Origin of the sequence: Actinosynnema sp. NPDC059335 (assembly GCF_042752395.1) — a bacterium.
Classification (GTDB): Bacteria; Actinomycetota; Actinomycetes; order Mycobacteriales; family Pseudonocardiaceae; genus Actinosynnema.
This window is the reverse complement of record NZ_JBHYXZ010000009.1, coordinates 97,903-103,522: the sequence shown is the minus strand read 5'-3', so window position 1 is coordinate 103,522 and position 5,620 is coordinate 97,903. Positions and strand designations below refer to the sequence as shown.

Below are 5,620 nucleotides of genomic sequence, written 5' to 3'. Positions count from 1 at the left end.
GAAAAGCGTCCCGCCAGGCCTGCCGGCTCCGACCAGCCTAAGGCACTCGAACCCATGTCAAATCGAGCCTCGGTGGTGGTGTGGCGGGTCCGTTGTGGCTGGTTGGGGGTTGGTTGTGGTGGTGGCGGCGGTGCTGGGGTTGGTGTTGTGGTCAGGCGCCGAGGGCGTCTTCGATGGGGTTGGTGGTGGTGTCGGCGAGGAGGAACTTGACTTCGTCGGCGACGCGGCGGACGTCGGTCGGGGCCACGACGGCGCAGTGGACGCCTCGGGCGGCGACTTCGACGGCCAGGCACTCGGTGTAGGCGATGGCGGCGGCCCGGGAGGCGGCGTAGGCGGCGATTCCCGAGCGCGGGACGGCGACGGCGTGGGCGGGCACCATGGCGATCGTGCCCCGGCCCCGTTCGACCATCCGGCCGGCGACGGCGCGGCAGACGTTGAAGACGCCGTCGACGTTGACGGCGAAGCTGTGCGCCCAGTCCTCGTCGGTGATGGACAGCGCCGGGCCCGGGCGCAGTGCGCCGGCCATGGCCACCAGGGCGTCGATCGGGCCGAACTCCCGTTCCAGCTGGTCGACGAGGGCGTCCACGGCGGCGCTCGAGGTGACGTCCATCTGCCGGCCCGCGATGCGCAGGCCCTGGCCGTGGAGGCGTTCGACCAGGTCGGCGAGTCTCGCGCCGTCGCTGTCGACGGCCGCGACCAGCGCGCCCTGCCTGGCCAGTGACTCGACCACCTCGGAGCCGAGCGGTGAGCAGGCCCCGGTGATCAGTGCGATCTTGTGACGGAATTCGGCATTCATCCCCAGTGCTCCCCAGTTGCTGCCCCCCGGGTGATGAACGTAATGGCCACCACACGGCTAGGGAACTACCCGCGTGAGTAGTCGGAAAGGGCCGTTTGCGTGCCGGGGTGAAATATGACTCCCGGGCAGGTCCGGGCAATCGTGGAAGCCTAGACTCACCAGCCGTGGTCCACCACCCGATGATCGCCCCGAGCATCCTGTCCGCCGATTTCGCCCGTCTCGCCGACGAGGCCGCCGCCGTGCCGACGGCGGACTGGCTGCACGTGGACGTCATGGACGCGCACTTCGTGCCCAACCTGACCATCGGCCTGCCGGTGGTGAAGGCGCTGCGCAAGGCGACCGACCTGCCGCTGGACTGCCACCTGATGATCGAGGATCCGGACCGGTGGGCCGTGGGGTACGCGGAGGCCGGGGCGTACAACGTGACGGTGCACGTGGAGGCGGCGGCGGATCCGGTGCGGTTGGCGAAGGACCTGCGCGGGGCGGGGGCGAAGGCCGGGTTGTCGGTGAAGCCGGGCACGCCGCTGGAGCCGTACGTGGACGTGCTGAAGCACTACGACACGTTGCTGGTGATGTCGGTGGAGCCGGGGTTCGGCGGGCAGTCGTTCATGGCCGAGGTGCTGGACAAGGTCCGCACGGCGCGGCGGCTGGTGGACACCGGGCACCTGCGGTTGGTGGTGGAGATCGACGGCGGGATCAACGCGGACACCATCGAGCAGGCGGCGGAGGCCGGGGTGGACTGCTTCGTGGCCGGGTCGGCCGTGTACGACGCGGCGGATCCCGGCGCGGCGGTGGAGCGGCTGCGCGAGCAGGCGGCGCGCGTCCGGTGAACGTGGACGAGGCGATGGCGCTGGCCGTCGCGGCGAGCGAGCGCGTGCGCGGCACGACGAGCCCGAACCCGCCGGTGGGGTGCGTGGTGCTGGACGCCGACGGGCACGTGGTGGGCGAGGGCGCGACCCGGCCGCCCGGCGGGCCGCACGCCGAGGTGGTGGCGTTGGCCCAGGCCGGTGAGCGGGCGCGCGGCGGCACGGCGGTCGTCACGTTGGAGCCGTGCAGCCACCACGGGCGGACGCCGCCGTGCGCGGAGGCGTTGCTCGCGGCGGGGGTGGCGCGCGTGGTGCACGCGGTCGCGGACCCGAACCCGAAGGCGGCGGGCGGGGCCGAGGTGCTGCGGCGCGGCGGTGTCGCGGTCGGGTCGGGCGTGCTGGCCGAGGAGGTCTCGCGGGGGCCGTTGCGGGCGTGGCTGCACTACGCGCGGACCGGGCGGCCGCACGTGACCTGGAAGTACGCGGCGAGCCTCGACGGGCGGGTCGCGGCGGGGGACGGCACGAGCCGGTGGATCAGCTCGGCCGAGTCGCGGGCCGAGGTGCACGCGCTGCGGGCCAAGGTGGACGCGGTGGTGGTCGGCGCGGGGACCGTCCGCACCGATGACCCGGTACTGACCGCGCGGGGGCCGCGCGCGGGGCAGGATGGGGGCAGGCAGCCGCTGCGGGTCGTCGTCGGTCTCGGCGACCTCCCGGCGGGTGCCCGTGTCCTGGACGACGAAGCGGAGACCTTGCACGTGCGCACGCACGACCCGGACGTGGTGCTCGGCGTGTTGGCCGCGCGAGGCGTGGTCGACGTGCTGCTGGAGGGCGGGCCTACCCTGGCGGGTGCGTTCGCGGGAGCGCGCCGCGTCGACCGGGTGCTCGCCTACCTCGCGCCGAAGTTCCTGGGCGACGGCCCGTCCGCCCTGCGGGACGCGGGGGTGTCGACCGTCACCGAAGCGGTCGGACTGGTCGTCGAGCAGGTCAGTATGTGCGGGCCGGACGTGCGGGTTTCCGCAGTGGTGCCACCCGGCGCCGCACGCTAAGGAGGAACGGTGTTCACCGGGATCGTCGAGGAGTTGGGGGAGGTCGTCGCGGTCGCCGACCTGCCGGACGCGGCCCGCGTCACCATCGCGGGCCCGCTCGTGACCAGCGACGCGAAGCACGGCGATTCGATCGCGGTCAACGGTGTGTGCCTCACCGTGGTGGACGTCGCCGACGGCGCGTTCACCGCGGACGTGATGCGCGAGACGCTGACCCGCAGCAGCCTGGCCAAGGTCGCCGAGGGCGACCCGGTCAACCTGGAGCGCGCCGCCGCCGTCGGTCAGCGGCTGGGCGGCCACATCGTGCAGGGCCACGTGGACGGCACCGGCGTGGTGCTGGCCCGGGAGAAGGCCGAGCACTGGGAGGTCGTCCACATCGGATTGCCGCCCGGCCTGGCCCGGTACGTGGTGGAGAAGGGCTCGATCACGGTGGACGGCGTGTCGCTGACCGTGGTGTCGGTCTCGGAGACCGAGTTCAGCGTGAGCCTGATCCCGACCACCCTGGAACTCACCACCCTCGGCCGGCGTGCGCCGGGCGACCACGTCAACCTGGAGGTGGACGTGCTCGCGAAGTACGTCGAGCGGCTCGCGCTGCCCCACCTGCGCGCCGAGGAGGCCCGGTGAAGGACTTCGCCGACATCGAGCGGGCCCTCGCGGACATCGCCGCGGGCCGGCCGGTCGTCGTCGTGGACGACGAGGACCGCGAGAACGAGGGCGACTTGATCTTCGCCGCGGAGAAGGCGACGCCGGAGCTGCTGGCGTTCATGGTGCGCTACACGTCCGGGTACGTGTGCGTGTCGCTGACCGAGAGCGACTGCGACCGGCTGGACCTGCCGCCGATGTACCACACGAACCAGGACCAGCGCGGCACCGCGTACACGGTGACCGTGGACGCCCGCGAGGGCGTCTCCACCGGCATCTCGGCGGCGGACCGGGCGCGCACGATCCGGCTGCTGGCCGATCCGGACGCGGGTCCGAAGGACTTCAACCGGCCCGGTCACGTGGTGCCGCTGCGCGCCCGCGATGGCGGCGTGCTGCGCCGGCCCGGCCACACCGAGGCCGCGGTCGACCTGGCCCGGTTGGCCGGGCTCGCGCCGGTGGGCGTGCTCTGCGAGATCGTGTCGCAGAAGGACGAGGGCGACATGGCGCGCCGCGACGAGCTGGAGGTGTTCGCCTCCGACCACGACCTGGCGCTCATCACCATCGCCGACCTGATCGCCTACCGGCGGCGGGTGGAGACGCAGGTGGTGCGGGTCGCCGAGGCGCGCATCCCGACCGCGCACGGCACGTTCACCGCAGTCGGCTACGACAGCAAGCTCGACGGCATCGAGCACATCGCGATGGTCTACGGCGACCTCGGCGACGGCGAGGACGTGCTGGTCCGGGTGCACTCGGAGTGCCTGACCGGGGACGTGTTCGGCTCGCTGCGCTGCGACTGCGGCCCGCAGCTCGACGCGGCGCTGGAGGCGGTGGCCGCGCAGGGCCGCGGCGTCGTGCTCTACATGCGCGGGCACGAGGGCCGCGGCATCGGCCTGATGCACAAGCTGCAGGCGTACCAGTTGCAGGACCGGGGCGCGGACACGGTGGACGCGAACCTCGGGCTGGGGCTGCCCGCCGACGCGCGCGACTACGGCACGGGCGCGCAGATCCTCAGCTCGCTGGGCATCAAGTCGATGCGGCTGCTGACCAACAACCCGGCCAAGCGGGTGGGGTTGGAGGGCTACGGGCTGACCGTGCTGTCGCGCGTGCCGCTGCCGATCTCGCCGAACCCGGAGAACCTGCGCTACCTGCGCACGAAGCGGGACCGGATGGGGCACGAGCTGCACCAGCTCGAGCAGTACGAGGCGCTCGCCGAGGGCGGCGCGGTGGTGTCCACCACGGAAGGAGCGGAATGAGCGGCGAAGGGCGACCCGAGGGCGTCGTCCCCGACGCGGCGGGGCTGACGTTGGGCGTGGTGGCCACGCGCTGGCACGCGAGGATCACCGACAACCTGGTCGAGCGGGCGCTGGACGCGGCGGCGAAGGCCGGTGTGGCGTCCCCGACCGTGGTCCGGGTGGCGGGCGCGGTGGAGCTGCCGGTCGTGGCGCAGGAACTGGCGCGCACGCACGACGCCGTGGTGGCGCTGGGCGTGGTGATCCGGGGCGGCACGCCGCACTTCGAGTACGTGTGCGACGCGGTGACCGAGGGGTTGACCAGGGTCGCGCTGGACTCGTCGACGCCGGTCGGCAACGGTGTGCTCACCACCAACGACGAGGACCAGGCGTTGGCCCGCGCCGGGTTCCCGGACTCGGTGGAGGACAAGGGTTTCGAGGCGTGCGTGGCGGCGCTGGACACGGCGCTCGTGCTGCGCGGGCTGCGAGCGGGCACGTGAGGGCCGCCGTGACTGCCGACGTGGTCGAGTTCCGCCCGAAGAGGATCCGGGTGGTGGCCGTGGTGAGCGCGGTGTTCCTGGTCGCGGTGTTCACCGTGGTCGGGCTGCTGCTGGGCGACACCCCGACCGGCGTGATCTTCCGGACGTCGGACCAGGTGGCGATGATCTGCCTGGGCGTGCTGCTGGCGTGCGGGATGCTGCTGCTGGCCCGGCCGCGGGTGCGGGCCGACGCGGAGGGCGTCGAGGTGCGCAACGTGGTGACCGCGCGCCGCTTCGCCTGGTCGCAGGTGCTGCACGTGTCGTTCCCGGACGGCGCGTCGTGGGCGCGGCTGGAGCTGCCGGACGACGAGTACGTGGCGATCATGGCCGTGCAGGCGGTGGACCGCGACCACGCCGTGGCGGCCGTCCGCGCGCTGCGCGACCTGCACCGCTCCGCCACCACCTGACCCCCGCGAGTCCCACCTCCGGACCACGCGTGTCCTACCTCCAGAACGCGTGAGTCGAACGTTCGGGACCTGTGAGTTCGACGTTGCGGTACCCGCCGATCGTCGTGGTGGGGGGGGGGGGGGGGGTGGTGGGCCCACGCCACGATAGGGGGCGCGGG

The 5,620-nt window shown here is 73.1% G+C and carries 7 protein-coding genes; 6 read left to right on the top strand and 1 reads right to left on the bottom strand.

The window, feature by feature from the left end; genetic code table 11:
- Nucleotides 1-151: 151 nt before the first annotated feature.
- Nucleotides 152-796 carry an SDR family NAD(P)-dependent oxidoreductase gene (locus ACFXGA_RS04925; RefSeq protein ID WP_378084461.1) on the bottom strand — a complete coding sequence of 215 codons (645 nt, stop codon included), beginning with the start codon at nt 794-796 and terminating at the stop codon, nt 152-154.
- A 179-nt stretch (nt 797-975) separates the two neighbouring features.
- Between ACFXGA_RS04925 and rpe the strand changes: the two genes are divergently transcribed.
- The 6 genes from rpe to ACFXGA_RS04895 are packed head-to-tail and all read left to right on the top strand — an operon-like array spanning nt 976 to nt 5,462.
- Nucleotides 976-1,626 (top strand): ribulose-phosphate 3-epimerase, encoded by a 651-nt coding sequence (gene rpe / locus ACFXGA_RS04920; protein ID WP_378084469.1) that lies wholly within the window; start codon nt 976-978, stop codon nt 1,624-1,626.
- A gap of 14 nt (nt 1,627-1,640) precedes the next feature.
- Entirely contained in the window at nt 1,641-2,648 is a 1,008-nt protein-coding gene (gene ribD / locus ACFXGA_RS04915; protein WP_378084468.1) for a bifunctional diaminohydroxyphosphoribosylaminopyrimidine deaminase/5-amino-6-(5-phosphoribosylamino)uracil reductase RibD, read from the top strand.
- A 9-nt stretch (nt 2,649-2,657) separates the two neighbouring features.
- Nucleotides 2,658-3,269: a riboflavin synthase gene (locus ACFXGA_RS04910; RefSeq protein ID WP_378084459.1), complete on the top strand. Its 612-nt coding sequence runs from the start codon at nt 2,658-2,660 to the stop codon at nt 3,267-3,269.
- Complete coding sequence (locus tag ACFXGA_RS04905; protein ID WP_378084457.1) at nt 3,266-4,540, top strand: bifunctional 3,4-dihydroxy-2-butanone-4-phosphate synthase/GTP cyclohydrolase II; 1,275 nt, start codon at nt 3,266-3,268, stop codon at nt 4,538-4,540. Before ACFXGA_RS04910 ends, ACFXGA_RS04905 begins: the two co-directional genes overlap by 4 nt.
- Complete coding sequence (gene ribH / locus ACFXGA_RS04900) at nt 4,537-5,016, top strand: 6,7-dimethyl-8-ribityllumazine synthase (protein ID WP_378084455.1); 480 nt, start codon at nt 4,537-4,539, stop codon at nt 5,014-5,016. Before ACFXGA_RS04905 ends, ribH begins: the two co-directional genes overlap by 4 nt.
- A gap of 8 nt (nt 5,017-5,024) precedes the next feature.
- Nucleotides 5,025-5,462, top strand: a complete 438-nt coding sequence (locus ACFXGA_RS04895; protein ID WP_378084453.1) for a PH domain-containing protein — start codon at nt 5,025-5,027, stop codon at nt 5,460-5,462.
- The last annotated feature ends 158 nt before the right edge of the window (nt 5,463-5,620 follow it).

Bases quoted from the DNA above. Each gene is read 5' to 3' on its own strand.
- ACFXGA_RS04925 (WP_378084461.1), bottom strand. From the start codon at position 796: ATGAATGCCGAATTCCGTCACAAGATCGCACTGATCACCGGGGCCTGC.
- rpe (WP_378084469.1), top strand. From the start codon at position 976: ATGATCGCCCCGAGCATCCTGTCCGCCGATTTCGCCCGTCTCGCCGAC.
- ribD (WP_378084468.1), top strand. From the start codon at position 1,641: ATGGCGCTGGCCGTCGCGGCGAGCGAGCGCGTGCGCGGCACGACGAGC.
- ribH (WP_378084455.1), top strand. From the start codon at position 4,537: ATGAGCGGCGAAGGGCGACCCGAGGGCGTCGTCCCCGACGCGGCGGGG.